Raw genomic sequence first — 25,890 nt, 5'->3', positions numbered from 1 at the left:
GATCCTCGGCGTCGTATCGAGCGAGCGCTACTTGGTGAGCGGCGCGAAGCGGAACTTGAACGACGCGTCGAGGATGACCCCGTCGACGCCGGTTCCGGCCACAGCGACCTGTGCGCCCTGCAGGAGCGGCACCGTGGAGAGCAGCTCGCCGACCCGCGCCTGGATGTCCTCGATCTCCTGGGTACGCGCTGCCGGGTCGGTCTCCACGGCCTGCTGGAGGATGAGGTCCTCCGTCTGCTGGTCGCTGAAGTGGTTGCCCAGGAAGTTGTCCGTCAGGAAGAACGGGGTCAGGTAGTTGTCGGCATCCGAGTAGTCCGGGAACCAGCCGAGCTGGTACGCGGGGTACACGTCCGCGGTGCGGTCCTTCGAGTACTGGACCCACTCGGTCGACTTGAGGTCGACGGTGAACAGGCCGCTCTCCTCGAGCTGCGACTTGACCAGTGCGTACTCGTCACCCGACGAGGGTCCGTAGTGGTCGGGGCTGTACTGCAGGCTCAGCGCGACCGGCGTGGTGACGCCGGCGGCCTCGAGGGTTGCCTTGGCCTTGTCGGCATCCGGGCCGCCGTTGCCATCGCCGTAGAGCTCCTTGAGCACCTGGGTGGCGCCGTTGAACCCGTCCGGAACGAACGAGTACAGCGGCGTGTACGTGCCCTTGTAGACCTGCTCCGAGATCGCGTCGCGGTCGACGAGGTCGGCGACCGCCTGGCGGACGGCCAGCGCTTTGGCCGGGTCGGCCTCCGCGGTGGTGGCGCCGTACGGCTGCGTGTCGAAGTTGAAGACGATGTAGCGGATCTCGCCGCCGGGGCCGTCGATGACCTGCACGTCGTCGTTCGTCGACAGGTCGGCGACGTCGGTCGAGGAGAGGCTCCGGTACGCCACGTCGATGTCGCCCTCCTGCACGGCGAGCTTGAGGTTGGACGACTCGGCGAAGTAGCTGAGGATGACGCCGCTGTTCACGGGCGCGTCCAGGAGACCCTGGTAATTCTCGTTGGGCGTGAACTCGACGGTCTTGTTGAAGTCGTACGAGGTGATCGCGTACGGGCCGCCGAAGGCGTTCGCGTCGACGATGTCCTGGTCGGGCGTGATCGCGTCGGCCGAGAACACCTCGTCGTCGACGATCGCGCCGGGGAAGCTGGTCAGGATGAACGGGAACACCTGGTCGTTCTCCGCCTTCAGCTTGAAGACGACGGTGGTGTCGTCGGGCGCCTCGACGCTGTCGAGGTTGTACAGCAGGCTCGATGCGCCGTTCGGGTCGGCGATGGCGAGGTTGCGGTCGAACGAGAACTTGACGTCGGCCGAGGTCAGGTCGTTGCCGTTGGCCCACTTCAGACCCTCGGGCAGCGTGACCGTGTACTCGGTGGGCGAGGTGAACTCGGCCGTTTCGGCCAGGTCGGGCACGACCTCGGTCTCGTTGTAGTTCGTGTTGACCAGGTAGGGGAAGACCTGGGTCTGGACGGCGAGCGAGCCGTTGTCGTAGGAGCCGGCCGGGTCGAGCGTCGTGACCTTATCGGTCGTTCCGACGATCAGCGGATCGCCGGAAGCGGCGTCGTCCGTGGCTGTGCCGCCGCCGCCACCGGCGCAGCCGGCGAGGAGGAGTGCGGTGGCGCCGAAGGCGCCCAGAGCGAGACCGAGACGGCCGCGCCCGCTGGAGTGCAGTGACATAGTGCTACCTCTGCTGTGAAGGGGTCGGCCGCACCGGGAATGCGCAGCCCTCCCGCTATCTAAGACCTCGGTGTGTCGATCGGCAATCGAGTGAACGATTCGTAACGGAACTGAGACACGCAGGCAACAGGCGCGCCAGCGCGCGATGCGGACTGCGGCGGGCTCACGTGCGGATACCCAGGCGCCGCGCGACAACGGAATCGATCGGGCCGGTCAGCAGCAGCAGGAACATGGCCCAGTAGCCCACGGCGGGCAGGGCGATGGCGATGACGAGCGCCAGCGCGAACAGGACCGACATCGTCACCGCCGCGACCATTCCGTTGCGCTGGGTCTCGATGGGAATCGCGTGCAGCTCGGGATGCCGGCGGAGGTACACCCGCGTTCCCACCGCCACCAGGCTCGTCGCCAGCAGGCTGCCGATGTAGAGCAGCTTCTGAACGGGATCGTCCGTCATCTGCCCGAGCAGGGCGGTCGCCACCGGCAGCCACACGATCGTGAGCATCCACGCGACGGTGAGCCACAGGAGCGCGATCGTGACGTTCTCGACACGATCGAACAGTCGATGGTGGTTGATCCAGAAGTTCGCGATGAGGACGAAGCTCAGCGCGAAGCTGAACAGCTGCGGGCCTTCGCCCACCAGCCACGACCCGGAGTCCAGGCCGCGGCTCGCCGCGTCCTGGATGCTGTCCAGGAGCGGCAGGATCAGCAGGGTCATCGCGATCGCGACGACCGCGTCGGTGAACGCCTTCAGGCGCTCGCCGGCCATCAGTCGGTGCCCGCTCGAAGCCGAATCGCTCATGATGCCATCCTGGCCGAGAGGGGAAGGTCCGGCGGACCGACCGAGCTCGGCGTGTCAGGCGGCGGGTCCGACACGAAGTGGCAGGGGAGGAATGCCGCGGCCGGGCCGCGAGGTCCTCTTTCAGGCGCGGTGCGGGGCGGTGAGGTTCTCACTCGCCCACGCGCCGAGCTCCTGCAGCACCGGGACCAGGCTCGCCCCGCGCGAGGTGAGCGCGTAGCTGACGGAGACCGGCGGACCGGGGTCGACCGCGCGTGCGATCAGCTCGGCTTCGGCCAGCTCGGAGAGACGGTCGCTCAGTACGGCGTCGCTGATTCCGGTGACGGCCCGACGGAGGGCGGCGAAGGTGAGCGGGCCGGCGCCGAGGGTGTCGACGATCATCCCGTTCCACCGCTTGCCCAGGATCGAGAACGCCAGCGTGACCGCGGCGTCGCACGCCGGACGATCGAGCTCTTCAGCGTTCATCCCTTCAGATTAGCGTGCTAGCGTGTGGGGAGTCGCTTTTCTTTTCATAGTGACTATCCAGAATTGAAGGAGTCGAAATGTCCCTGTTCCGCCTGGATGCCAGCATCCTGCCCGCCACGTCGTCCAGCCGTGCACTCGGCGACCTCGTCGAAGCCGAGTGGCTCAGCGCGCACCCCGACTCGACCGTCACCCGTCGGGATCTGGCCGCCGACCCGGTGCCGGCGACCGCCTGGCAGGATGCCGTCACCGCCGGCTTCACGCCGCCCGAGAACCTCACCGAGGGCCAGCTCGCAGCCACCGCACTGGCGCGCACCTTCGCGGACGAGCTCGTCGCCGCGGACGCCCTGCTGTTCACCGTGCCGCTCTACAACTACGGCGTCTCCCAGCACTTCAAGACCTGGTTCGACCTCGTCTACACCGATCCGCGCACCAGCCCCACCGGCACCGCGCTGCAGGGCAAGCCGGCGACGCTGGTGACCGTGCTCGGCGGCAACTACGCGCCCGGAACGCCCAAGGAGGGCTGGGACCACTCGACCGGCTGGCTCACACGTGCACTGCAGGATGTCTGGGGCCTGGACCTGCGGGTCGTCACGCGTCCGTTCACCCTCGTGGGTGTGAACCCCGCGCTGGATGCCTTCACGGACGCGGCCGCCGAGCTCAAGGCGGACGCCGAGGTGGCCGCCGTGCGCTCGGGTCGCGAGCTCGCCGAGCTCCGCGGCGCCGGCACCGCCGCCTGACCTCGCGGACCGGCGCTCAGCCCTGCGCGGCCCACCACTCGCGGAGGCGCCGCTCGGCTTCGGCCTCGTCGAGCATCCCCTCGTCCAGGCGCAGGTCGAGCAGGTGGCGATACGCCTTCCCGACGTCCGGCCCCGGACGGATGCCGAGGATCTCCTGGATCCGGTTGCCGTCCAGGGCCGGCCGCATGGCGTCCAGCTGCTCCTGCTCGGCCAACTCGCCGATGCGCCGCTCGATGTCGTCGTAGGCCCCGGCCAGCCGCGCCGCCTTGCGGCGATTGCGGGTCGTCACATCGGCGCGGGTCAGGATGTGCAGGCGCTCCAGCTCCGCCCCGGCGTCGCGGACGTACCGGCGGACCGCCGAGTCGGTCCACGCCCCTTCCGCGTAGCCGAAGAAGCGCAGGTGCAGCTCGATGAGCTGCGTCACCGAGGTGATCGTGTCCGTGTCGAAGCGCAATGCCTGCAGGCGCTTGCGCGCCAGCCTGGCGCCCTTGATGTCGTGGTGGTGGAACGTCACCCCGCCCCCCGGCTCGAGTCGCCGGGTCGCCGGCTTCCCGATGTCGTGCAGCATCGCCGCCAGGCGCAGCGGCACGTCGGGTGCGGCGTCCGGGTTCCGCGCCTTCTCCAGTTCGATAGCCTGCGTCAACACCGTGAGCGAGTGCTCGTAGACGTCCTTGTGATGGTGGTGCTCGTCGACCTCGAGCCGCAGTGCAGGGATCTCCGGCAGGAAGAGCTCCATCAGGCCGGTCTCGACCAGGAGCCGGATGCCTGGAACCGGGTCATCGGTCTGCAGCAGGCGCACCAGTTCCGACCGGATGCGCTCCGGGCTCACGATCGACAGCGTCTCGCGCAACCCGGTCATCGCGGCGACGGTCGCAGGGTCGACCTCGAACGAGAGCTGCGATGCGAAGCGGGCCGCCCGGAGCATCCGGAGCGGATCATCGCCGAAGCTGACGCGCGGGTCGCCGGGTGTGCGCAACCGCCGCGCGAGGAGGTCCTCCACGCCGCCGGTCGGATCGACCAGCGTCCGCCCGGGCACCCGAAGCGCCATCGCGTTGACGCTGAAATCGCGTCGGGCGAGGTCGCCCTCCAGCGTGTCGCCGAATTCCACCGTCGGCTTGCGGGTCACCCCGTCGTAGCTGTCGGCACGGTAGGTCGTGATCTCCACCTGCTCACCGCGCACGCGCGCCGCGATGGTGCCGAACTCGCGGCCGACGTCCCACTGGGCCGAGCTGATCGGCTTGACCACCCGCAGGATGTCATCGGCGCGGGCGTCGGTCGTGAAGTCCAGGTCATTGGTCCGGGCGCCGATCAGCGCATCGCGCACCGGTCCGCCCACGATCGCCAGCTCGAAACCCGCCGCCTCGAACGCACCGGCAAGGGCCGAGACCACCGGCGATTCGACGAGTGCTCCGAGGCGCGCGACACCGTCGGCCATATTGAGCATCCCTCGATCGTACCGAGCGCCCCTCACCCGAGCCGGGTCAGTCGGCGAAACGCAGGAACCCCGTGAAGACGAGCTCACGCACCGCCGGCAGCAGCCCGGTGCGCAGATCTCCGGCGTCGGCCTCCAGCAGTGACGCGATGGCGTCGATGAGGACGCCGACCGCGAGGTCGCCATCGCACGCCCCCACGAGCGCGGCCGTGGCCGGATCGGCCGGGAGCGTCCGGGCAAGGCCTCCACCCTGACGCAGCTCGATCACGCTCGGCGCCTCCGCGCCGGGCAGATGATGGCGGGCCTCGGTGACATCGGCGGCGACGAGGAGGACCGCAGCCGCGAGGTCGTCGTCGTCCAGACCTGACAGCCGGTCGAAGGCGGCGAGCGCCTCGGCCAGGTGCGCACCGAGCGGGACGGTCGGATCCAGCGGCTGGGCGGCCTGCTCGTAGCGGGCGAGGGTGGGCGCGCCGTCGATCGGCCGACGCAGCAGCACGTACCCGAACCCGATCGCGTCGACGCCGCGCGCGGCGAAGTCGTCGAGCCATGCGCCGATCAGACGCTCATGGTCGGGCGTGCCCGGAAGCGTCGCGCCGTCGCGCACCCACAGTTCGGCGTAGGCCAGCGGGTCGATGGTCTCGCGTTCGATCACCCAGGCATCAAGCGGCACAGGCGAGGCATCGACCCACTCCCGGAAGCGGTCGAGTCCCGGCATCCCGTCCCGGCTCTCCCAGTTGCCCAGGATCTGCGCGGTCCCACCGGGCTGGAGGTGCTCACCGACGCCGGTCACGAACGCCTCGACCAGCGCGTCGCCCACCAGTCCGCCGTCGCGGTACTCGTAGACGGGCACCCCTGGTGTGCGCGGGGTGATCACGAACGGCGGATTCGACACGATCCGGTCGAACTGCTCTCCCCGAACCGGATCGAAGAGGCTCCCGGCACGGGTATCGATGGCATCGATGTCGTTCAGCAGCGCATTCATGCGGGTGAAGCGCAGGGCGCGTTCCGAGATGTCGGTCGCGACCACCGCGTCGGCATAGCGCCGCGCGCGCAGCGCCTGGATCCCGCAGCCCGCACCCAGATCGAGCACCCGCGTCGCCGGTGTCGGCAGCTGGAGTCCGGCGAGGGTGAGCGAGGCTCCGCCGACGCCGAGGACGTGATCCTCCGGGAGCGGGCCGTCAACGGCCGCCTCGTCGAGGTCGCTCGCGACCCACCACTGACCGGCGCCCTCCGGCGACCGGGCGTCATCGACGAACGACTGCGGTCGCACGATGGCCCGCGGGCGGACGAGTCCCGCGCCGTCCTGCGGATCGTGCACGATCAGCCCGAGCCGTTCCAGTCCCGCGAGGCCGGTCCGCGGCACGGCGGCTGCGAGCGCATCGGCGGGTTCCGGCATCCCGAGGACGAACAGCCGACCGAGCACCGCGAGCGGATCGGTGCGCCCGCCCAGCCGCCGCAGCGCCGGGCCGCGCAGACCGCGGCCGATGCCGTCGTCGGCGGCGGCACCCCAGGCCGCGCGCAGCTCGTCCGAGCCGAAGCCCGCCATACCGAGATCAGCGGCCAGCGCGCGGCAGAGGGAGGGATTGGGTTCGGGGAGCACCCGTCCATTCAACCGCCTCAACCGTGCGCATCGCGGGTCGCGGGCTGTCACGCGGGGACCTCGGAGGTGCGGACCGTAGAATCGCACCTGATTCTCCATGACCCTCACCGCCCCGCCACCGGGAACGCGCGTCGCGAGCCGCGGCATCCGAGCGCGTTCCTTCGCATCGGTGGGCGCCTGGCTGCTGGGGGTGCTGCTCGTCGTCGGCCTGTCCCTCACCGCCGGTCCCGCGCAGGCGTTCGCTCCAGCTCCGAGTGCCGCGACGCCCACGCCGGAGACGCCCGAGGCTTCCGACGTGCTCTCCGGAGTCGCCGCGTTCACGTTGTCGCCCGTCGGCCGAGGCACCGTCCGCCCCGGTGAGGGCCTTGCCGCGTCGGTCACCCTGCAGAACGGGACGGATGCCGCGACCCCGGCGCTCTCGGTCACGCTGTCGCTCGGGACGACGGCGCTCCCGGACCGCACGGCGCTCAGCACGTGGCTCGACGGTCAGACCACGGGGGTGGCCGTCTCGCCCGTCGGCGCGACCACCCTCCCCGCGGTGGAATCCGGGGGTGAGCAGACCACGGGCATCGTCGTCGCAGCGGAGGACCCTGCGCTTACCGCACGTGCCCCGGGCGTGTATCCGCTGGTCGCGAGCTACGAGGGTCCGGACGGGGTCGTGCAGTCCACGAGCGTCATGATCGTCCCGAACGACGGCGCACCGGCGGTCGGCATCGGCGTCGTCGTCCCGATCACGGCGGGGCCGATCGCCGAGGCGCTCCTGTCCGCGCCCGAGCTGGCCGTGCTGACGGCTCCCGACGGCTCGCTGACCCGGCAGCTGGATGCGGTCGAGGGAACCGACGCCATCCTCGCGGTCGACCCCGCGATCGTCGCGGCCATCCGCGTGCTCGGCACTGCGGCTCCGGCGGCCGCGACCGCCTGGCTGGAACGGCTCGATGCGCTGGCGAACTCGCGCTTCGCCCTGCAGTTCGGGGATGCCGACGTCCTCACCCAGCTGGAGGCCGGCGCCTCCGGCCCCCTGGCCCCCACGTCGTTCCAGTACGCGATGCGCCCTGCCGACTTCAGACCGGCGAACGGGACGCCCTCGGCTGCGCCGGTGGCCACCGCGACGCCTGATGCCACGCCGATCCCCACCCCGACCCCGACCGAACCCGTCGACCCGACCGTGCCCGTGTATCCGACGACGGCCGAGCTCGTCGAGGTCGAGAGCGCCCGCGCCGGCGTCTTCTGGCCGGCGGGCGGCACGGCGAGCCCTTCCGCGGTCGCCGCGCTCGGCGCGATCACGGCCGACGATCACGCGTCGCTGACGCTGCTCGCCTCCACCTCGACGACGAACGGCGCGGCCGGCGGCACCGTGGCGGCGCACGCGAACGCCGCAGGCGCCGACGCCCTCGTCTACGACGCCGCGGTCTCCAGCCGGCTGCGGGCCGCCTCGCTCACCGACGACTCCTCCCTCCGCGGCGCCTCCCTCACCGCCGCGACCGCCTATCTCGCGTTCGCCGTCGCCCAGACCGGCGGATCACCGGTCCTGGTCACCGTCGATCGTGCCGAGGACCGCTCCACCGTCGCCCTGCGCACCGCGATCGCCTCGGCCCTGCAGGCCCCTGGCTTCTCCCCGCTCGCCCTGGGCGGACTGATCGGCGCCGCTCCGATCGATGTCACGGTGACGGATGCCGCAGGCGACCCCGCGCGCGCGGCCGAGGCATCCGCCCTCTTCGACGATGAAGCGGCGATCGAGCGGTTCGCGACGATCCTCGATGACCCGACCCTGCTGACCGGCCCCGAGCGCGCCGAAGTCCTCCAGCTGCTCGGCGTGGCGTGGCTGCCGGATCCGGTGGCGTGGAACACCGCCGTCGCCTCGCATCGCGCGTCGACTGCGGGCACGTTGGACAGCGTCGGCATCTTGCCGCCCAGCGACGTCAACCTCTTCAGCGCCGATGCGCCGCTGCCGATCTGGGTGCGCAACGACCTGCCGTATCCGGTCACCGTCGTCCTCTACGCCACTCCGGACGACCTGCGCCTGACCGTGCAGGAGGAGACGACGGTCGCCGCGGGTGCGCAGAGCAATACGCGCGTGCAGGTGCCGGTGCAGACACGCGTCGGCAGCGGCGATGTGACCGTGGACCTCCAGCTGCGCAGTCGCACGCTGGAATCGATCGGCGCCGCCCAGACCGTCGCGGTCAGTGTGCGCGCCGAATGGGAGGGCATCGGCATCACCGTGCTGGCGATCCTCGTCGGCGGGTTCCTGATCCTGGGCGTGGTCCGCACCGTGCTGCGCGTGCGCTCACGACGGCGGTCAGCCGCCGATGCGCCGGGGAAGGACGCCCCGTGAGCGGGATCGGGCGGGCGAGCGTCCTCATCGGAGCAGGCACCATCGTCTCCCGGTTGACCGGGTTCCTGCGCACCGTGGTCCTGGTGTGGGCGGTCGGGGCGACCACCGACGCCGGCAACGCCTTCGCCATCGCCAACCAGCTGCCCAACAACATCTACACGATCATCTCGACCGGCCTCCTCAGCGCCGTCGTCGTCCCCCAGATCGTCAAGGCGGCCGCTCACGACGACGGCGGTCGCGCGTTCGTGTCCAAGCTGTTCACCCTCGGGACGGTGGTCCTGCTGGCTGCCACCGCCATCGCGACGGTCGCGGCCCCGTGGCTGGTGCAGCTGTACGCACCCGCGTACAGCGCCGAGCAGCAGGCGCTGGCGACCGCATTCGCCTATTGGTGCCTGCCGCAGATCGTCTTCTACGGCCTGTTCGCCCTCGTCGGCGAGTCGCTGAACGCTCGTCGCGTCTACGGGCCGTACACCTGGGCGCCGATCGTCAACAACGTGGTCTCCATCGTCGGCTTCCTCGCCTTCATCTGGATCTTCGGCGCCGGCGGCGCCGCCACCGAGTGGACCCCCGAGATGATCGCGCTCCTGGCCGGGACGGCGACGCTCGCCATCGTGGTGCAGACCGGCATCCTGTTCCTGTTCTGGCGACGCACCGGCCTGCACGTACACGCGGACTTCCGCTGGCGCGGCGTGGGACTGGGTCAGATCGGCCGTCTCGCGGGCTGGACCTTCCTCATGGTCGTCGCCGGGCAGATCGCCGGAATCGTGCAGTCGCAGGTGCTGTCGGAGATCCCCGAGGGCGACCCGGGCTTCTTCGTGACGCAGAACGCGTGGCTGCTGTTCATGCTCCCCTACTCGATCATCGTGCTCTCGATCGGCACCCCGTACTTCACCCAGCTGAGCGAGCACGCCCGCGCGGGCCGGGACGACGACGTGCGCGCAGACGTCGGGCGCAGCATCCGCACCCTCGGACTCTTCGTCGTGGCCGCGACCGCCGCGCTGGGTGCCGCGGCGATGCCGGCGTCGCGGATCTTCACCGACACCACCGAGGAGGCGGTCGCGGCCGGCATCGTCCTTCTGTGCTTCCTGGTCGGGCTGGTCCCGCTCGCCGTGCTCTTCGTCATCCAGCGCACCTTCTACGCGTACGACAACACCCGTACGCCCTTCTTCTTCACGCTCCTGCAGTGCGCGCTGGTCGCCGTGACGGCCGTCGCGGCGTGGTGGGCGGTCCGCGCCGACTGGCTCGGGTTGTCGCAGCTGGCCGCAGCCGTCGCCCTCGGTCAGTCGATCGCCAGCATCGTGCAGGTCGTGGTGGCGACGTGGCTGCTGCAGCGCAGGCTCGGCGGCCTCAGCATCGGATCGTGGATGCTGGCCCTGGCCCGCTTCGCCCTCGCGGCGATTCCGGCGGCCGGGGCGGGGTGGCTGATGTTCCAGCTGCTGGGCGGTGTCGGAGGGTGGACCGTCTCGGACAAGCTGCTCGGCGCCCTCGGTGCGGCGGTCATCGGCACCGTCTCCCTCGTCGTCTACGCCGCCGTCCTGGCGCTGCTGAGGGCACCCGAACTGGAGGCGGCGATCTCACTCACCCGCCGACTGCTCCCAGGTCGTCGCTGAGCATCGACGCCGTGGTTCGCGGCCGTGGAATGCCCCGCGGCTACCATGTGTTGAAGCATCAGCAACCATTTCAAAGGGGGCGCAGCGTGCGCAACGTCATCATCATCGGCTCGGGTCCTGCCGGTTACACGGCCGCGATCTACGCGGCACGGGCCAACCTCGAGCCGCTCGTGATCGCCAGTTCGGTCGAGGCCGGCGGCGAGCTCATGAACACCACCGATGTGGAGAACTACCCGGGCTTCCCCGAGGGCGTTCAGGGGCCGGACCTGATGACGAAGATGCAGGAGCAGGCCGAGCGCTTCGGCGCCGAGGTGCTCTACGACGACGTCATCGATCTGGATCTCACCGGTTCGACCAAGACCGTGACGCTCGGCAGCGGCAAGGTCCACCAGGCGTCGTCGGTGATCTTCGCGACGGGTTCGGCCTATCGCAAGCTCGGCGTCCCCGGTGAGGAGCGTCTTTCCGGTCACGGTGTCTCGTGGTGTGCGACGTGCGACGGCTTCTTCTTCCGTGAGCGCACGATCGCCGTGGTCGGTGGCGGCGACTCCGCGATGGAGGAGGCGACGTTCCTCACGCGCTTCGCCAGCAAGGTCTACGTCATCCACCGCAAGGACTCGCTGCGCGCGTCCAAGATCATGCAGGAGCGCGCCTTCACCAACGAGAAGATCGAGTTCGTCTGGAACAGCGAAGTCGAGGACATCCTCGGCGGGGATGCCGTCACCGGCGTCCGCCTTCGCAACACCGTCGATGGCTCGACCTCGGAGCTCGCCCTGGACGGCCTGTTCGTGGCGATCGGCAACGACCCGCGCACCCACCTCGTGCACGGCAAGCTCTCCCTCACCCCGGAGGGCACGATCTGGGTCGACGGACGCTCCTCGCGGACCTCTGAGGCGGGCGTGTTCGCTGCCGGTGACGTGATCGATCCGACGTATCGCCAGGCCATCACTGCCGCGGGCAGTGGGACGGTCGCCGCGCTGGATGCCGAGCACTTCCTGGCCGCCCTGGAGCAGGCCGGCGGCGACGCGCAGACAGCCGAGGACATCGAGGTCGCCACCGAGACGCCCGACCCCGAGACCGACGAAGCCGAGACGGTCGCCGCGGTCGCCTGAGACCCCCAGGAACATTCCGCGGTGCCGCCGCGTTGCAACAGACGACAGACCTAAGAAGGAGAAACCGCCATGACTGCCAAGTCGACGACGTCCGCCACATTCGAGCAGGACGTTCTGCAGGCCGAAGGTCCCGTTCTCGTCGATTTCTGGGCGGAGTGGTGCGGCCCCTGTCGCATGGTCGCTCCCGTGCTCGACGAGATCCAGGCCGACAACCCCGACAAGATCACCGTCCTCAAGCTGAACGTGGACGAGAACCCGGATCTTGCGATGAAGTACCAGATCACGTCCATCCCGGCGATGAAGGTCTTCAACAAGGGCCAGGTCGAGACCACGATCATCGGCGCCAAGCCGAAGTACGCGATCGAGAAGGACCTCGCGGCCTACCTCGCATAAGCCGTTCGCGGAAAGCCCCGCCGACCTTTTCCCAGGTCGGCGGGGCTTTCTCGGTGCTGTGCGGCCGTGGCATCCATTCTCCCGGAAAGAATTCTGCGGCAGGATGTCGATCTGGGCAGATGTCGTTCGACGTCGTAGATGAGGCAGGCGATCGAGCCGCTCCGAGCCACCGCTCGTCACACAGAAGGAGCACCCCGATGCGTTACATGATGATCATGCAGGTCCAGCCAGAAGCCGCCGCCCGTTCCGCACAGGAACTGGACATGGAGCAGGTCGTCGCGGTGATGGGCGCGTACAACGAAGAGCTGCAGAAGGCGGGCGTCTTCCTCTCGGCCGAGGGTCTGTCCGATGCGAGCGAGGGCTTCCGCGTCGACTTCACATCCGCCCCGCCGGTCGTCACCGACGGCCCGTACACCGAGGCACGCGAGATCTTCACCGGGTACTGGATCCTCGAGGTCGCCAGCCGTGAAGAGGCCGAACTCTGGGCGACCAAGTGCCCGCTCGGTCCCGGCGTCGCGCTCGAGGTGCGCCGCGTGCAGGAGTTCTCGGACATCGACCTGCCCGAAGACAACGACTGGCTCCAGAAGGCGCAGGAGTGGCGCGCCGGGCAGCAGTGAGCTCAGGTTGCGTCGGCTCGCACCACCGCATCCCAGCGGCGGTGCGAGCCTTCGTCGCCGATCAGGCGCCAGACGGCCTTGGTGAGCGGCGGGTATTCCAGCGCGATCTGGCGCAGGACGCGGTAGTGGCGGGCGGCGTTGGGCCGAGCGCCGCCGTTGTCGGTGATGTTGTCGGCGCGCAGCATGAAGACGACCAGCTCATCGACGCTCGGCAGGTCTTCCATGAAGTCCCAGGGGTCTTCGCCGGCGCGGAGGCGCTCGTCCACCAGCACCGACAGCTCGTCGGCCGCTTCGGCCCGCAGCAGCTCGAGACTCGCTCGGCGACGGAGGGAATCTTCGTGCTTCGCCATTCATCCAGCGTACGACGACCCTGCGGCACTCGTGCCCGGTCACGCTCTCGGCGAATACGCTGAGCCGGTGACCGAAGAGCATGCGCGCCGGGCTGTGGAGGCCGTCTGGCGAAGCGAATCGGGCCGCATCGTGGCCGCACTGACCCGTCAGACCGGTGACTTCGGGTGGGCGGAGGATCTCGCGCAGGACGCGCTGCTGGAGGCGCTGGCCGCCTGGCCGACCGCCGGAATCCCCGACAATCCCGGCGCCTGGCTGATGTCGGTGGCCAAGCGGCGCGCGATCGACGGCTGGCGGCGCCGGGAACGCCTCGCGGCTCGCGAAGCAGTGCTCGGAAGCGATGCGATCCTCTTCGAGCGGGAGGACGCCGTGCCGTCTCTCGGCGACCCCGATCGCATCGACGACGACGTGCTGCGACTGGTCTTCATCGCCTGCCACCCCGTCATCACCGCTCAGGCCCGCCTCGCGCTGACCCTGCGGACGGTCGCCGGCCTCACCACGGAGCAGATCGGGCGGATGCTCCTGATGACCGTTCCCGCGGTCCAGCAGCGCATCGTCCGCGCCAAGCGCACGCTTGCCGAAGCGGACGTGCCGTTCGAGGTCCCCGATCGCGCGGAGCGGCCGGGACGGCTCGCAAGTGTGCTGCAGGTGATCTATCTGCTGTTCACGGAGGGATACGCCGCCGGCGGTGGCGATGCTCCGATCCGGCCGGATGTGGCGCGTGAAGCCGTCCGACTCGCCCGACAGCTCAGCGCGCTCATGCCGGACGAGCCCGAGGTCTTCTCGCTCATCGCGCTGATGGAGTTCCAGTCCTCGCGCTTCGCGGCGCGCATCGACGCCGAGGGCCTGCCGGTGACCCTCGGCGACCAGGATCGACGGCGCTGGGACCGATCTGCCATCACCCGCGGCGAGCAGGCACTGGCAACCGCGACCGGATTCGATCGTGGCCTGGGGTATTACGGCCTGCAGGCCGCGGTCGCGCAGTGCTATGCCACCGCTCCCGCTGCAGCCGACACGGACTGGAGCCTCATCGTGCGGCTCTACGATGCGCTGGACGCCCTGACACCGTCACCGGTGATCCGCCTCAATCGGGCGGTCGCGGTCTCGATGATCGACGGACCGGAGGCAGCGCTGCCTGACGTCGAGTCGCTGCGAAGCGAGCTGGTGGAGTTCCGTCCCTTCCACGCCGTGCTGGGCGAACTCCTGGAGCGGGTTTGCCGGACGGATGCCGCGGTGACGGCATACCGCACCGCGGCCGAACTGCCCGGCAACGACGCCGAAGCCACCGTCCTCCGACGTCGTGCGGCGGCGCTGAACAGCGCCCTTCCGGCTCAGGAGTTGTAGCCGGTGTCGCCAAGCTCCTCCAGGATGCGATTCAGATCCTGAATGCTGGCGAAATCAATGCTGATCTGGCCTTTTCTGGCACCGAGCGCGATCTTCACCCGGGTGTTCAAACGGTCTCCCAGGCGGTCTGCGAGCTCGTCGAGGTGTGCCCGTCGTGCTCCGGCTTGAGGCTTCGAGGGGCGCAGTCGGCCAGCATCCGTCGTCTTGGCCGCTGCTTCCGCTGCGCGGACCGAGAGGTCCTCGTTGACGATCTTGTCCGCCAGGCGCTGCATCGCACCTGCGTCATCCAGAGACAGGATGGCGCGGGCGTGCCCTGCGCTGAGCACACCGGCAGCGACGCGCTGCTGAACCGGCAGCGGCAGCTTGAGGAGACGGATCGTGTTGCTGATCTGCGGCCGTGACCGGCCGATGCGGGTGGCAAGCTCCTCCTGCGTGATGCCGAAGTCGGCGAGGAGCTGCTGGTAGGCCGACGCTTCCTCCAGTGGGTTGAGCTCGGATCGGTGCAGGTTCTCCAGGAGCGCGTCACGCAGCAGGTGCTCGTCGGCGGTGTCGCGGACGACAGCCGGGATCGTCTCGAGCCCGGCCTCACGAGCCGCGCGGGTACGGCGCTCGCCCATGATGAGTTCATAGGTGCCATCCCCCACGTCACGTACGACGACGGGCTGCAGCACCCCGAACTCGCGAACGCTGTGCACCAGCTCGGCGAGGTCGTCCTCGTCGAAGATCGTCCGCGGCTGCCGCGGGTTCGGAACGATCACGTGCGGATCGACGTGGATCAGCCGCGCGCCGGGCACCTCGACGAGGTCTGGTGCCGGCTCGTCGGCGATGACCGCCTCATCGGGCGCGGCCGTGGGGGTTCTCTCGAGGGACGCGCCGGGGAAGAACACATCGACAGGACGCGCTTCGGTCTGCTCGCTCGTTGGGATGAGGGCGCCGATGCCTCGACCCAGGCCTGTTCGCTTGGCCATCAGGAGGCTCCTTCGTTCTCGGGCGCCGATGCGCCGCCGGATGTCTGGGGTGCAGCATCCGCCGCATCGCGTTGGATGATCTCCACGGCCGCCTCGCGGTACGCGACGGCACCTGCGGACGCGCCGTCGTAGGCGATCACCGTCTGACCGAAGCTCGGCGCCTCGGACACTCGTACGGATCGCGGGATCACGGTGCGCAGCACCTCGTTCGGAAAGTGTTCGCGCACCTCCTCGGCGACCTGCTGGGCCAGACGGGTCCGGCCGTCGTACATCGTGAGCAGGATCGTCGACAGGCGGAGACCTGGATTCAGGTGCTTCTGGATCATCCGGACCGTTCCGAGCAGCTGGCTCAGGCCCTCCAGCGCGTAGTACTCGCACTGAATCGGGATCAGCAGCTCGTTCGCGGCGGCGAAGGCGTTGATCGTCAGCAGTCCGAGTGAGGGCGGGCAATCGATCAGCACGAAGTCGAGGCGCTCGGTCAGCGAGCTCAGGTACTCGTCGAGCGCGGTCCGCAGTCGGTGCTCGCGCGCCACTTGGGAGACGAGCTCGATCTCGGCACCGGCGAGGTGGATCGTGCTGGGCGCACACAGCAGATTCGGCGACTCGGGGCTGGTTTGGACGATGTCGGCGATCGGGAAGTCATCGATCAGCACGTCGTAGATGCTCGGGATGTCTGCGGTATGCGGCACACCGAGAGCGGTGGAGGCGTTTCCTTGCGGATCCAGGTCGATCACCAGCACCCGCGCCCCCACCGAGGCGAGGGATGCCGCGATGTTGACGGTCGTCGTGGTCTTCCCGACGCCGCCCTTCTGGTTGGAGACGGTGATGACACGAGTGCGGCCGGAAAGTTCGACAGTCACGGCCTCGAGCGAGCGACGGCGGGCCGTGAGATCGGCGAGTTCGCGTGCGAGTGGGGTGTCGTCAAGCGAGAAGGGTGCCGCGGGTGCGGGGTTCTCGGGCTGTTTCACGTGAAACACACTCCCTTTGGCGCACCGATGGACATCGCTCTCCACTCTACCTGCGACCCTCCCCTCCCCCTTCCGCGCGCCGCCGGCATAGCCGGACCACCGCTGGTCGAGGAGCGCCGGCGCGTACTCGATCGCCGGACGACGCTGGTCGAGTAGCGCGCCAGCGGCGCATCGGCACGTCTATGTTTCACGTGAAACAGTGTCGGATGACCTCGCTACGGCGCTGGCGCGCCTACTCGATCACCGGAAGCGCTGACGAGCGGTAGCCGAACCAGTCCCGCGGTAGCGATTCCGCGTCACCGCTGGTCGACAAGCGCGCCAGCGGCGCATCGAAACGCCCAAGTGTTTCACGTGAAACGGTCCTGATCAGATCTCGATACGGCTCGTGCGCCTACTCGATCACGGAAGCGCTGATCGAGTAGCGCGCCAGGGCGTATCGCGACCAGTGTGTTTCACGTGAAACGGGCACAGCTTGTCGATACAGTGCTATCGCGCCTACTCGAACACCGAAGCGCAGGCGGGCGGTGCCAAACCCAGTGCGGCGGTCAGCAATTCCGAACCCCCGCTGGTCGAGTAGCGCGCTCGCGCGTATCGAGACCACACCCAGCAGCGACGTGGAGCTCACGAGGTTCATCGCGATGCCCCCAGTTCGAACTCTTGCTCAACTCGGGCAGCCGTTCAGGTTGCGCGTGCACGAAAGCGAGTCGCTTCGCGCGACTTCATCCCTGCACATGCTTCTCACGCGCGAACGCCTCGCCAATTCGCGCGTACTCCTCCAAGTACAGCAACCGCACCGGGCGGCGAGTCTCGGTGTACTCGACGCCTTCCCCATGTCGTGCTGCTCGACGCGACCATCGAGGTTCCAGGTGCTGCCGACGTACGTCGAGTGGTTACTGCATTCGAAGATGTACATGAAGGGCGTGCGCTCAGAGTGTCGGCGCCGGCAGACAGGTTGGGTCGTTAGCGGTGACCCGGAGGATGGAAGCCACACCCAGGCCGGCTGTGCAGGAGTCGGTGGGCGGCTCGGGCGAGACGCGAGAAATCGATCGCGGATGTTTCACGTGGAACATCAGCCCGGGCGGATCGCGATACGGCGCTGACGCGCTGAGTCGATCAACGGTGGATCGAGGCGGGCGGATCTCGATACGGCGCTGGCGCACCTACTCGATCGGCGAGGGGTCCGCGCTCGATCGGCGAGGGGGTGGGGCTCGATCAGCGGGGAGCGCGCACCGTCGCACGCACCACGCGCGTGGGTTCGGCCAGATACTCGGCGCCCACGACCTCGACCCGCACGTCACTCAAACGGAACTTGCGAATCTGCTTCTCCGCCTCCTCGATCTCGGCTCCGGCATTCGCACCCTTCATGAGTATGAGTTCGCCGCCGTCGCGCACCAGGGGAGCAGTCAACGGGATCAGCGTGCGCAGCGCACTGACAGCGCGTGCGGTCACCGCATCCAGCGTCGGGCCGCCGCGCCAATCCTCACCGCGGGCGCGAACCACCTCGGTATTCGACAACCCGAGCTCCTGCACCTGCTCGTTCAACCACGCGATGCGGCGCTCCATCGGCTCGATCAGGATCCACTCGACGTCGGGACGCGCGATGGCCAGGACCAGCCCCGGCAGACCCGCACCCGTGCCGATGTCACCCACGCGCCCATTGAACAACGGCGCGATGACGGCGCTGTTGAGAATGTGTCGCGTCCACAGCCGCGGCGGTTCGAGGGGACCGATCAGACCGCGCGCTTCGCCGTGCTGCCCGAGCGCCTCGGCGAACCGCCGTGCCACCGCGATGCGATCGCCGAAGATCGCTGCAGCGACAGCGGGTTCCCGCTCTACGTCGATCATCGATGTTTCACGTGAAACGTGACTGTTCGCCGACGTCAGCCGCGGCTGATGACCGTGTGGCGGTCGGCGCCTTCGCCGTATGACTCCGAAACGAAGCCGCGGTCGGCGACGATGTCGTGAACCAGCTTGCGCTCGTAGCTCGACATCGCAGGAAGCGACGCCTGCGAGGCACCCTCTTCGATGCGGGCGACTGCGCGATCGACCAGGGTCTCCAGTTCACGCTGGCGCGTGTTGCGCGACCCGGCGACGTCGAGGATCAGCCGGGAAAAGCGACCGGTGCGGTTCTGCACCGCGATCCGCGTCAATTCCTGCAGCGCCTGCACGGTCTCGGGCGCAGCGAGAAGGGACAATGAGGTCGATTCCTCCGACTCGAGCGACACGTATGCACGTCCGGATCGGACGTCCAGCGCTAGGTCGCCGTCGATGTCGGTGATGTCCAGCAGCTCTTCGAGGAAATCCGCTGCGACGTCACCCTCCTGCTCGAGCTGCTCGACCGTGGCGTCGGTGCGCTCGGGGTGGACGTCCGTCACGGCAGAGGCGTCAGGCGTAGTGGTCATCGGAGTCCTCGGTATCGATTGGGAGGGGGAGGGGGGACGAGAAGAGTCAGGACGTGCTCGGCGCAGAATCCGCCGAACCGCTCCTCGGCGAGGCGTCCTTCGGTCCTGCCGCGCCTCCGGGCGCACCGGCAGGCTTCTGGCCCTGCTTCTTCGCGCGCTGCTTGCCAACGGGCTGTTGGCGCTTCGGTGTCGCGGCCTTCGCACGCTCCGCCTCTTCGTACAGACGCTGCTGCTCGGCCTGGTACTTCTCGATCGGAATGATCTTGCCGGACGAGTCGATGGCCTTGCCCTTGCGGGCGAGGCGCTCCTCGCGCGTCTTCGCCGCCTCTGAACCGGGCGTGGGCATGTTGCGGATCACCATGAACTGCTGACCCATCGTCCACAGGTTGCTGGTGAACCAGTAGATGACGACGCCGAGTGGGAAGAAGACACCCGAGAAGACGAACGCGAAGGGAAGGACGTAGAGCATGATCTTCTGCATCTGGTACGCCTGGCCGGTCTTGGCCTCGGGCGACAGGTTCTTCGAGATGATCTGGAGCTGCGTCAGGAACTGCGATGCGATCATGAGGACGACCAGCACCAGCAGGATGCCGACGGTCACCTGCCATCCCGGCGCCTGCGCCTCCCACGCGCCGATGAGCGTGTCATGCAGCGACGCGACCCCGAACAGCTTGGCGTTGTAGAACTCCTCGGTCAGCTCCGGACTCATCGGCCCGACGCCGCCGATGCCGGCCTTCGCGTGCTTGCTCACGTCATTGAGCACGCTGAAGAGCGCGAAGAACACCGGCATCTGCACCAGGAGCGGCAAGCAGCCGGAGACCGGCGACGTGCCGTTCTTCTTGTACAGGCCCATCGTCTCGCGGCTCATCGCCTCACGAGAGAGCTGGTCCTTCTTGCCCTTGTACTTCTCCTGGATTTTCCGCAGTTCAGGGGCTATTTCCATCATCTTGCGCTGGCTCTTGATCTGCTTGACGAACAGCGGGATCAGCGCAGAGCGCACGACGAGCACCAGACCCACGATCGCCAGCACCCAGGTGATGCCTGCGGCCGCCGGAAGCCCGACGAAGGTGAAGAGTGCGTGCCACGCCACCAGCACAAGCTCGACGGCCCACTTGAGGGGCCACAGGATGATTCCGATCAGATCCGGCACGGATCAGTCCTTTCCAAGGGGGACGGGTACGACGAAGCCCCGCGGGGTCAGCTCGTACCGGAAGTCTTTGTGCGGAGGCACATCGTCGATGCCACCCCTCGCCCACGGATGGCAGCGGGCGATCCGGGCCGCCGCCAGAGCGGAGCCTTTCACTGCACCGTGCTGCTGCACAGCGCCCACGGCGTAAGCCGAGCACGAGGGGTAGTACTTGCAGACGTCCCCATATGTATGAGAGATCGTCGCACGGTAACCATGGAGCAAGCTCAACGCGGCGTTGCGCGGAACCAGCGGAAGGAAGCGGGCGAGATCGGATGCCGCCAGCCGGCCGTCCCCGGTGGCCGACACCGGGAGTGTCGAGGCGCTCATGCGGCCCTCCGGGCCAGGCATCGGGTGACTTCGGCACGCAGATCCGAGAACGCGGCGTCTGCGGCACCGGGCAGCGCGCGGATCACAACCTCTGTTCCCGGTCGGACGCTCGGCAGCGCCTCAAGGCAGACAGCCTTCAGCCTTCGCCGGATGGTGTTGCGAACCACGGCTGAGCCGACCTGCTTGCTCACGATGAAGCCGAACCTCGTCGCACGATCATCCGCGGATGCCGGCAGCACGTACGTGACGGTGTTCACGCTGGCGCAGCGACTGCCCCTGCGGACGACGGCCTTGTACTCCGCCCCGCGGGTGAGTCGGTTCGGCCTGGCGAGCACCGCGCGAAATCAGGCCGACAGCTCGGTGCGGCCCTTGGCGCGGCGAGCCGCCAGGATGCCGCGACCGGCGCGCGTGCGCATGCGGGCGCGGAAGCCGTGCTTCTTGGCGCGACGGCGGTTGTTGGGCTGGAACGTACGCTTGGTCATGAGATCACTTCCGGATCAGGAGTCACGGTGCTGGTTCGAAATCGAGGTTTCGATATCGACGGATGCTCGACCGAGACGAAAGGGTAGCGGGACTGCCACGAGGGCATAAGTCAACCGATTTAGGCTACGTCCAAACGCCGGAGAACTCAAACCGGCACAGGTCGCCGATCATTATGCCCAACAGATTCCCAGACACGTGGCAATGACACGCGCGGCGGTCCTACAGTGGAGTTTGCTCCCACGACGCCCGCGAACTAGCGTGGCTCGGGCAGTTATCCACAGGCCCGGCGTGTCCACTCCGTGAGAGCCCGCGGCGTACCGATTCTCCCGGGGGGGCCATGTCACCGCACGACAATCCGGATGTTCCCATCTGGGCCTCCGTGCTGGTCGAACTCGGCCACGATGACCGGGTCACACCACAGCTGCAGGGATTTCTGAGTCTCGCGGTACCGCAGGGAGTCATGGGCGGCACGCTCTACCTCGACGTGCCCAACGACCTGACGGCGGCACAGATCAACAAGCGGATGCGTGCCTCGATCATGGAGGCGCTCGCCCGCGTCGGCGACGATGACGTCTCGAGCTTCCGTGTCGTGGTGAACCCCGAACTCATCGAGCACCAGCAGAGCTCCGCGGTGCAGGCGGCCGCGGCATCCGCTCCGGAGATCTCGCAGCCGTTCAATCCGCGCCCGAAACTGGACGAGCAGCCCGACATCACTTCGGCCGCTTCTCGCAACGACACCCGCCTGAACCCGAAGTACACCTTCGACAACTTCGTCATCGGGCAGTCGAACCGATTCGCCCACGCGGCGGCGGTCGCCGTCGCCGAAGCGCCGGCGAAGGCCTACAACCCGCTGTTCATCTACGGCGACTCAGGGCTGGGCAAGACGCACCTGCTTCACGCGATCGGCGACTACGCACTGAGTCTGTACACCGGCATCCGCGTCCGCTACGTCTCCAGCGAAGAGTTCACGAACGACTTCATCAACTCGATCGCCAACAACCGCGGATCCGCCTTCCAGGCTCGATACCGCGACGTCGACATCCTCCTCATCGACGACATCCAGTTCCTGCAGGGTCGTGCCGAGACCCAGGAGGCGTTCTTCCATACGTTCAACACGCTGCACGATCACGACAAGCAGGTCGTCATCACCAGCGATGTGCCGCCGAAGCACCTGACGGGCTTCGAAGACCGCATGCGCAGCCGATTCGAGTGGGGCCTGATCACCGACGTGCAGGCTCCCGACCTGGAGACCCGCATCGCGATCCTCCGCAAGAAGGCGCAGAGCGAGCGGCTGCAGATTCCCGACGAGGTACTCGAGTACATCGCCACCGTCGTCTCCTCGAACATCCGCGAACTCGAGGGCGCGCTGATCCGGGTCTCCGCCTTCGCCAGCCTCAATCGCTCGACGCTCGATATGTCGCTGGCCCAGACGGTGCTGCGCGACATCATCGATCAGGACGACGCCAACGTCATCTCGCCGACCGACATCATCACCGCGACCGCGCAGTACTTCAAGCTGTCGGTCGACGATCTCTACGGATCGAGCCGTTCGCAGGCCGTGGCCACCGCGCGGCAGATCGCGATGTATCTGTGCCGGGAGCGCACGAGTCTCTCGCTGCCGAAGATCGGGCAGCTGTTCGGCAATCGAGACCACACCACGGTCATGTACGCCTACAAGAAGATCTCCGAGTTGATGAAGGAGCGTCGCTCCATCTACAACCAGGTCTCCGAGATCACCACCCAGCTCGGCCGCACGGCGCAGCTCGGCCGCAGCGGCCGCTGACCCCGCGTCGCCGACGATGCGTCCGAACGCATGGACGCCGGACGAAATATGCCGCAAGTCATCCTTGACAGGCACGCGTCGTCGCGCCAATATCACGTTCTGCACAGTGTGGAAAACCTGTGGATAACTCCGCCAGCCTGCGGAAACGGTGTGGGCGATCGGCTCGGCCCTGTGGAGGAAGACGGCGCTCGAATCCGATGCCACGGCCTCAGGCGAATGACACTGCCCAGCCCGTCCACATCTTCCACGCGTGTAGTTCCCATGTCCCCGCACGCATCCCGCCGTTTGTCCACAGTTTCCACAGCGGTTAAGAAGATGACACTTAACTCTCTTGATGAATCCGGTTCGATCACCTCGACGGTGCGGGCCGGTCTGCGACCGCGGCCTTGGGGAGTGCCACGTGCTGGGCACTAGCATGGGAGAGCCCAACAGGATGTCGAGGGAGCGCCAGTGAAGTTCCACGTGAATCGCGATGTATTCAGCGAAGCCGTGTCGTTCGTCGTCAAGCTCCTTCCGCAGCGCAATCCACAGCCGATTCTGGCCGGTGTGCTCATCGAGGCATCCGAGAGCGGCCTCTCGCTCGCGGCCTTCGACTACGAAGCATCCGCTCGCACGACCATCGACGCGACGGTCGACGAGCCGGGCACGATCCTGGTCCATGGACGCCTGCTCTCCGAGATCGCCAGCCGGCTGCCGAATGCCCCGATCCAGATCGAGGTCGACGAGGACGGCGGGATCGTGCTCACCTGCGGTTCGGCGCGGTTCACCCTGTCATCGATGCCGGTGCAGGAGTACCCGGCGATCCCCGAGGTCACCGGGGACACCGGGCTCGTACCTGCCGAGGATTTCGCGACCGCCATCGCGCAGGTCGCCTTCGCCGCCTCGCGCGACGATGTCACTCCGGTGCTCACCGGCGTGCAGCTCGAGGTGTCGGGCACGCAGCTGAGCTTGGTCGCCACCGACCGCTACCGTGTCGCGCTCCGCGAGATCCCGTGGGACGGCGGTGCCGCGGCATCCGATGAGGCCACCACGGCTCTCGTCCCTGCCCGGACGCTCACGGAGGTCGGCAAGACCTTCGCGCACGGATCCGACATCTCGATCGCCTTCTCCGGCTCGGGCGACCGCGAGATCATCGCCTTCACCGCCGGCAACAAGACCGTCACGTCGCTGCTGATCAAGGGCAACTTCCCGCCCGTGCGCCGGCTGTTCCCCGAGACGACCGACCACTATGCGGTCGTCAACACCGCTGAACTGGCCGAGGCCGTACGCCGCGTCTCGCTCGTCTTGGACCGTTCCGCGCCGTTGCGCTTCACCTTCACCACCGACAGCGTGTCGATGGACGCGTCCGGAACCGAACAGGCGCGCGCGTCCGAGTCCGTCGATTCGCACCTGCTCGGCCAGGACGTGACGCTCGGCCTGAACCCGCAGTACCTCCTCGAATCGCTCGGCGCGGTCAAGAGCGAGTTCGTGCGGATCACGTTCACCTCGAGTGACAACGCGAACAAGCTGAGCCCGGTGCTCATCACCCCGCAGACCTCGGTCGATAAGGACGGCGCCGAAACCTTCAAGTACCTGCTGCAGCCGAACCTGCTGCTGAGGTAGCAGCGGCGGGTGTCGAGCGCCCCAAGTAGGGTTGCCCAGTGATCGTGGAGCAGCTGGGCCTCGTCGACTTCCGCAATTATGCGGTCGCCGACGTGTCGCTGGGTCCCGGCCCGAACGTGTTCGTCGGCCGCAACGGTCAGGGCAAGACGAATCTTGCCGAGGCGATCGGGTTCCTCGCCACACTCGGCTCTCATCGGGTCTCCGCCGATGCGCCGATGGTGCGTGACGGCGCGGACGCCGCGATCATCCGCGCGCGACTGGCGCACGGCGAGCGCACGGTGCTCTTGGAAGCGCAGATCAATCGCGCTGGAGCCAATAAGGCGCGCATCAACGGTGCCGCCGTCAAGACGAGTGAGCTGCCGCGGTACGCGCAGGTCGTGCTCTTCGCCCCCGAGGATCTGCAGATCGTGCGGGGGGATCCCTCGTCGCGACGGCGTTTCGCCGATCAGCTGCTCGTCCAGCGTGCGCCGCGGCTGGCAGGTGTGCTCGGCGACTACGACCGGGTCCTGAAGCAGCGCACCGCGCTGTTGAAGTCCGCCCGGGCGCGGGGACTTCGCGGCGAGAGCCTGACGACGCTGGATGTCTGGGACGACAAGCTGGTCGCGCTGGGCTCGGAACTGATCCGGGCCCGCCTGGCGCTCGCGGCAGACCTGCAGGGTCCACTCGCCGAGGCGTACACCGCCATCGCGGGCGCGGACCACCGACCGCAGCTCGAGTGGGCCCTGTCGATCGCGGGAGGTGACCCCGAAGAGGACGCTGCCGGCGGAGCGGGAACCGCACAGGACACGGCGATCGAGGAGCTCTTCCGATCCGCGCTGCAGGATCGGCGGTCGGCCGAGCTGGAGCGCGGTCTCACCCTGGTGGGTCCGCACCGCGATGATCTGGTCCTGCGCGTGCGCGGCCTGCCGGTGAAGGGCTACGCCTCGCACGGCGAATCCTGGTCGGTGGCGCTCGCGCTGCGGCTGGCATCCGCGCAGCTTCTGCGCGCCGAATCCCGCCTGGGGGATCCGGTGCTGATCCTGGACGACGTGTTCGCCGAGCTCGACGCCGATCGCCGTGCGCGGCTGGCGGGGCTCGCCGGAGGCTATGAGCAGGTCATCGTGACCGCTGCCGTCGAAGAGGATGTCCCTGCGGACTTGCGCGCACGGGTCGTCCGGGTCGATGCCGGTCGCATCCTGGAGGCGACGGATGCCTGATCCCGGCGCGCCGCAGACACCAGACGAGATCCTGCCCGAGACGGTCGCGACCTACCTCCGGCTGCGCGGCCTCGAGCCGTCCGCGCGGACCTACCGCAAGCGCCGACGGCGGTATGAGGACGACGAGAACGCACCGTTCACGCCGGGCCGTGATCCGAAAGGCGTCGGGGACGTGCTGGCCGACCTCACGCGCGAGGCGGGCTGGGACTCGCAGCTCGCACGTGAAGACGTGGTGCGGACCTGGGCGGAAGTGGCCGGCGCCGACACCGCCCAGCACACCCAGCCGGTGGCATTCACCGAGGGCACACTGACGGTTCAGGCGGACTCCACGGCGTGGGCGAAACAGCTGCAGCTGATGCGGTCGCAGATCCTCTCCGAGATCGTGCGACGGTACCCGGAAGCCGGTGTCGAAGGCATCCGCTTCATCGGGCCAGACGTCCCCTCCTGGAAATGGGGTCCCAGAGCCATTCCAGGGCGTGGTCCGCGCGATACCTACGGCTGAGATACCTCCCGGCCTATCCGAGGGA

At 68.2% G+C, this 25,890-nt stretch carries 26 protein-coding genes; 11 read left to right on the top strand and 15 right to left on the bottom strand.

Annotated features, from left to right (window positions below):
- Window positions 1-27: 27 nt before the first annotated feature.
- The 3 genes from BLT19_RS02435 to BLT19_RS02425 form a co-directional block, all read right to left on the bottom strand.
- Window positions 28-1,662 carry an ABC transporter substrate-binding protein gene (locus BLT19_RS02435; RefSeq protein ID WP_091485674.1) on the bottom strand — a complete coding sequence of 545 codons (1,635 nt, stop codon included), beginning with the start codon at window positions 1,660-1,662 and terminating at the stop codon, window positions 28-30.
- Window positions 1,663-1,825: 163 nt separating this feature from the next.
- On the bottom strand, window positions 1,826-2,461 hold the full coding sequence (locus BLT19_RS02430; RefSeq protein WP_091485670.1) for a TMEM175 family protein: 636 nt from the start codon (window positions 2,459-2,461) through the stop codon (window positions 1,826-1,828).
- 120 nt (window positions 2,462-2,581) lie between these two features.
- Window positions 2,582-2,923: a winged helix-turn-helix transcriptional regulator gene (locus BLT19_RS02425; RefSeq protein ID WP_091485667.1), complete on the bottom strand. Its 342-nt coding sequence runs from the start codon at window positions 2,921-2,923 to the stop codon at window positions 2,582-2,584.
- 77 nt (window positions 2,924-3,000) lie between these two features.
- On the opposite strand from BLT19_RS02425, the gene BLT19_RS02420 reads away from it, so the two are divergent.
- Window positions 3,001-3,660, top strand: coding sequence for an FMN-dependent NADH-azoreductase (locus BLT19_RS02420; RefSeq protein WP_091485664.1), 660 nt, complete (start codon window positions 3,001-3,003; stop codon window positions 3,658-3,660).
- 16 nt (window positions 3,661-3,676) lie between these two features.
- On the opposite strand, the gene BLT19_RS02415 is transcribed toward BLT19_RS02420, so the two are convergent.
- Together BLT19_RS02415 and BLT19_RS02410 are read right to left on the bottom strand one after the other, a co-directional pair.
- Window positions 3,677-5,104, bottom strand: coding sequence for a CCA tRNA nucleotidyltransferase (locus tag BLT19_RS02415; protein ID WP_091485660.1), 1,428 nt, complete (start codon window positions 5,102-5,104; stop codon window positions 3,677-3,679).
- Between the two features lie 37 nt (window positions 5,105-5,141).
- Complete coding sequence (locus tag BLT19_RS02410; RefSeq protein WP_407939839.1) at window positions 5,142-6,638, bottom strand: DUF7059 domain-containing protein; 1,497 nt, start codon at window positions 6,636-6,638, stop codon at window positions 5,142-5,144.
- Between the two features lie 151 nt (window positions 6,639-6,789).
- Between BLT19_RS02410 and BLT19_RS02405 the strand changes: the two genes are divergently transcribed.
- The 5 genes from BLT19_RS02405 (at window position 6,790) to BLT19_RS02385 (ending at window position 12,753) form a co-directional block, all read left to right on the top strand.
- Window positions 6,790-9,024: a DUF6049 family protein gene (locus tag BLT19_RS02405; protein WP_231917751.1), complete on the top strand. Its 2,235-nt coding sequence runs from the start codon at window positions 6,790-6,792 to the stop codon at window positions 9,022-9,024.
- Window positions 9,021-10,634 (top strand): murein biosynthesis integral membrane protein MurJ, encoded by a 1,614-nt coding sequence (gene murJ, locus BLT19_RS02400; protein WP_091485654.1) that lies wholly within the window; start codon window positions 9,021-9,023, stop codon window positions 10,632-10,634. Before BLT19_RS02405 ends, murJ begins: the two co-directional genes overlap by 4 nt.
- Before the next feature lie 86 nt (window positions 10,635-10,720).
- Window positions 10,721-11,743, top strand: coding sequence for a thioredoxin-disulfide reductase (gene trxB, locus BLT19_RS02395; RefSeq protein WP_091485651.1), 1,023 nt, complete (start codon window positions 10,721-10,723; stop codon window positions 11,741-11,743).
- 69 nt (window positions 11,744-11,812) lie between these two features.
- The gene (trxA, locus tag BLT19_RS02390; protein WP_091485648.1) at window positions 11,813-12,136 is read left to right on the top strand and encodes a thioredoxin; all 324 of its coding nucleotides are present in this window, start codon (window positions 11,813-11,815) and stop codon (window positions 12,134-12,136) included.
- A gap of 197 nt (window positions 12,137-12,333) precedes the next feature.
- Entirely contained in the window at window positions 12,334-12,753 is a 420-nt protein-coding gene (locus BLT19_RS02385) for a YciI family protein (protein WP_091485646.1), read from the top strand.
- 2 nt (window positions 12,754-12,755) lie between these two features.
- Here BLT19_RS02385 and BLT19_RS02380 read toward each other — a convergent pair whose 3' ends face one another.
- The gene (locus BLT19_RS02380) at window positions 12,756-13,103 is read right to left on the bottom strand and encodes a tryptophan synthase subunit alpha (protein ID WP_091485644.1); all 348 of its coding nucleotides are present in this window, start codon (window positions 13,101-13,103) and stop codon (window positions 12,756-12,758) included.
- A gap of 67 nt (window positions 13,104-13,170) precedes the next feature.
- On the opposite strand from BLT19_RS02380, the gene BLT19_RS02375 reads away from it, so the two are divergent.
- A complete protein-coding gene (locus BLT19_RS02375) occupies window positions 13,171-14,445 on the top strand; it encodes an RNA polymerase sigma factor (protein ID WP_091493140.1) in 1,275 nt (424 codons plus the stop codon).
- Here BLT19_RS02375 and BLT19_RS02370 read toward each other — a convergent pair.
- The 9 genes from BLT19_RS02370 to rpmH all read right to left on the bottom strand — a co-directional run bounded on the left by BLT19_RS02370 (window position 14,433) and on the right by rpmH (window position 20,781).
- Window positions 14,433-15,413 carry a ParB/RepB/Spo0J family partition protein gene (locus BLT19_RS02370; RefSeq protein WP_091485642.1) on the bottom strand — a complete coding sequence of 327 codons (981 nt, stop codon included), beginning with the start codon at window positions 15,411-15,413 and terminating at the stop codon, window positions 14,433-14,435. The genes BLT19_RS02375 and BLT19_RS02370 overlap by 13 nt on opposite strands.
- The gene (locus tag BLT19_RS02365; protein ID WP_172825577.1) at window positions 15,413-16,390 is read right to left on the bottom strand and encodes a ParA family protein; all 978 of its coding nucleotides are present in this window, start codon (window positions 16,388-16,390) and stop codon (window positions 15,413-15,415) included. The genes BLT19_RS02370 and BLT19_RS02365 overlap by 1 nt, the downstream gene beginning before the upstream one ends.
- Window positions 16,391-17,042: 652 nt before the next feature.
- A complete protein-coding gene (locus tag BLT19_RS18220; protein WP_197673014.1) occupies window positions 17,043-17,294 on the bottom strand; it encodes a GIY-YIG nuclease family protein in 252 nt (83 codons plus the stop codon).
- 299 nt (window positions 17,295-17,593) lie between these two features.
- On the bottom strand, window positions 17,594-18,226 hold the full coding sequence (gene rsmG / locus BLT19_RS02355) for a 16S rRNA (guanine(527)-N(7))-methyltransferase RsmG (RefSeq protein WP_091485637.1): 633 nt from the start codon (window positions 18,224-18,226) through the stop codon (window positions 17,594-17,596).
- 35 nt (window positions 18,227-18,261) lie between these two features.
- Window positions 18,262-18,783 carry a Jag family protein gene (locus BLT19_RS02350; RefSeq protein WP_091485634.1) on the bottom strand — a complete coding sequence of 174 codons (522 nt, stop codon included), beginning with the start codon at window positions 18,781-18,783 and terminating at the stop codon, window positions 18,262-18,264.
- A 46-nt stretch (window positions 18,784-18,829) separates the two neighbouring features.
- Window positions 18,830-19,933, bottom strand: a complete 1,104-nt coding sequence (gene yidC, locus BLT19_RS02345; protein WP_091485632.1) for a membrane protein insertase YidC — start codon at window positions 19,931-19,933, stop codon at window positions 18,830-18,832.
- Window positions 19,934-19,936: 3 nt separating this feature from the next.
- Window positions 19,937-20,299 carry a membrane protein insertion efficiency factor YidD gene (yidD, locus tag BLT19_RS02340; RefSeq protein WP_231917750.1) on the bottom strand — a complete coding sequence of 121 codons (363 nt, stop codon included), beginning with the start codon at window positions 20,297-20,299 and terminating at the stop codon, window positions 19,937-19,939.
- The gene (gene rnpA / locus BLT19_RS02335) at window positions 20,296-20,634 is read right to left on the bottom strand and encodes a ribonuclease P protein component (protein WP_091485627.1); all 339 of its coding nucleotides are present in this window, start codon (window positions 20,632-20,634) and stop codon (window positions 20,296-20,298) included. The genes yidD and rnpA overlap by 4 nt, the downstream gene beginning before the upstream one ends.
- Before the next feature lie 9 nt (window positions 20,635-20,643).
- Window positions 20,644-20,781 (bottom strand): 50S ribosomal protein L34, encoded by a 138-nt coding sequence (gene rpmH, locus BLT19_RS02330; protein ID WP_045278552.1) that lies wholly within the window; start codon window positions 20,779-20,781, stop codon window positions 20,644-20,646.
- Window positions 20,782-21,119: 338 nt separating this feature from the next.
- Between rpmH and dnaA the strand changes: the two genes are divergently transcribed.
- The 4 genes from dnaA (at window position 21,120) to BLT19_RS02310 (ending at window position 25,865) form a co-directional block, all read left to right on the top strand.
- Complete coding sequence (gene dnaA, locus BLT19_RS02325) at window positions 21,120-22,565, top strand: chromosomal replication initiator protein DnaA (protein WP_091485624.1); 1,446 nt, start codon at window positions 21,120-21,122, stop codon at window positions 22,563-22,565.
- A gap of 450 nt (window positions 22,566-23,015) precedes the next feature.
- Window positions 23,016-24,167 carry a DNA polymerase III subunit beta gene (gene dnaN / locus BLT19_RS02320; RefSeq protein WP_091485621.1) on the top strand — a complete coding sequence of 384 codons (1,152 nt, stop codon included), beginning with the start codon at window positions 23,016-23,018 and terminating at the stop codon, window positions 24,165-24,167.
- Window positions 24,168-24,205: 38 nt separating this feature from the next.
- The gene (gene recF, locus BLT19_RS02315; RefSeq protein WP_091485618.1) at window positions 24,206-25,363 is read left to right on the top strand and encodes a DNA replication/repair protein RecF; all 1,158 of its coding nucleotides are present in this window, start codon (window positions 24,206-24,208) and stop codon (window positions 25,361-25,363) included.
- Entirely contained in the window at window positions 25,356-25,865 is a 510-nt protein-coding gene (locus BLT19_RS02310; protein ID WP_091485616.1) for a DUF721 domain-containing protein, read from the top strand. Before recF ends, BLT19_RS02310 begins: the two co-directional genes overlap by 8 nt.
- Window positions 25,866-25,890: the final 25 nt, after the last annotated feature.

The sequence above is a fragment of the Microbacterium pygmaeum genome, from assembly GCF_900100885.1.
Classification (GTDB): domain Bacteria; phylum Actinomycetota; class Actinomycetes; order Actinomycetales; family Microbacteriaceae; genus Microbacterium; species Microbacterium pygmaeum.
Note: the sequence above shows the minus strand (reverse complement) of the source record. Positions and strands in the feature narration are given on the sequence as shown.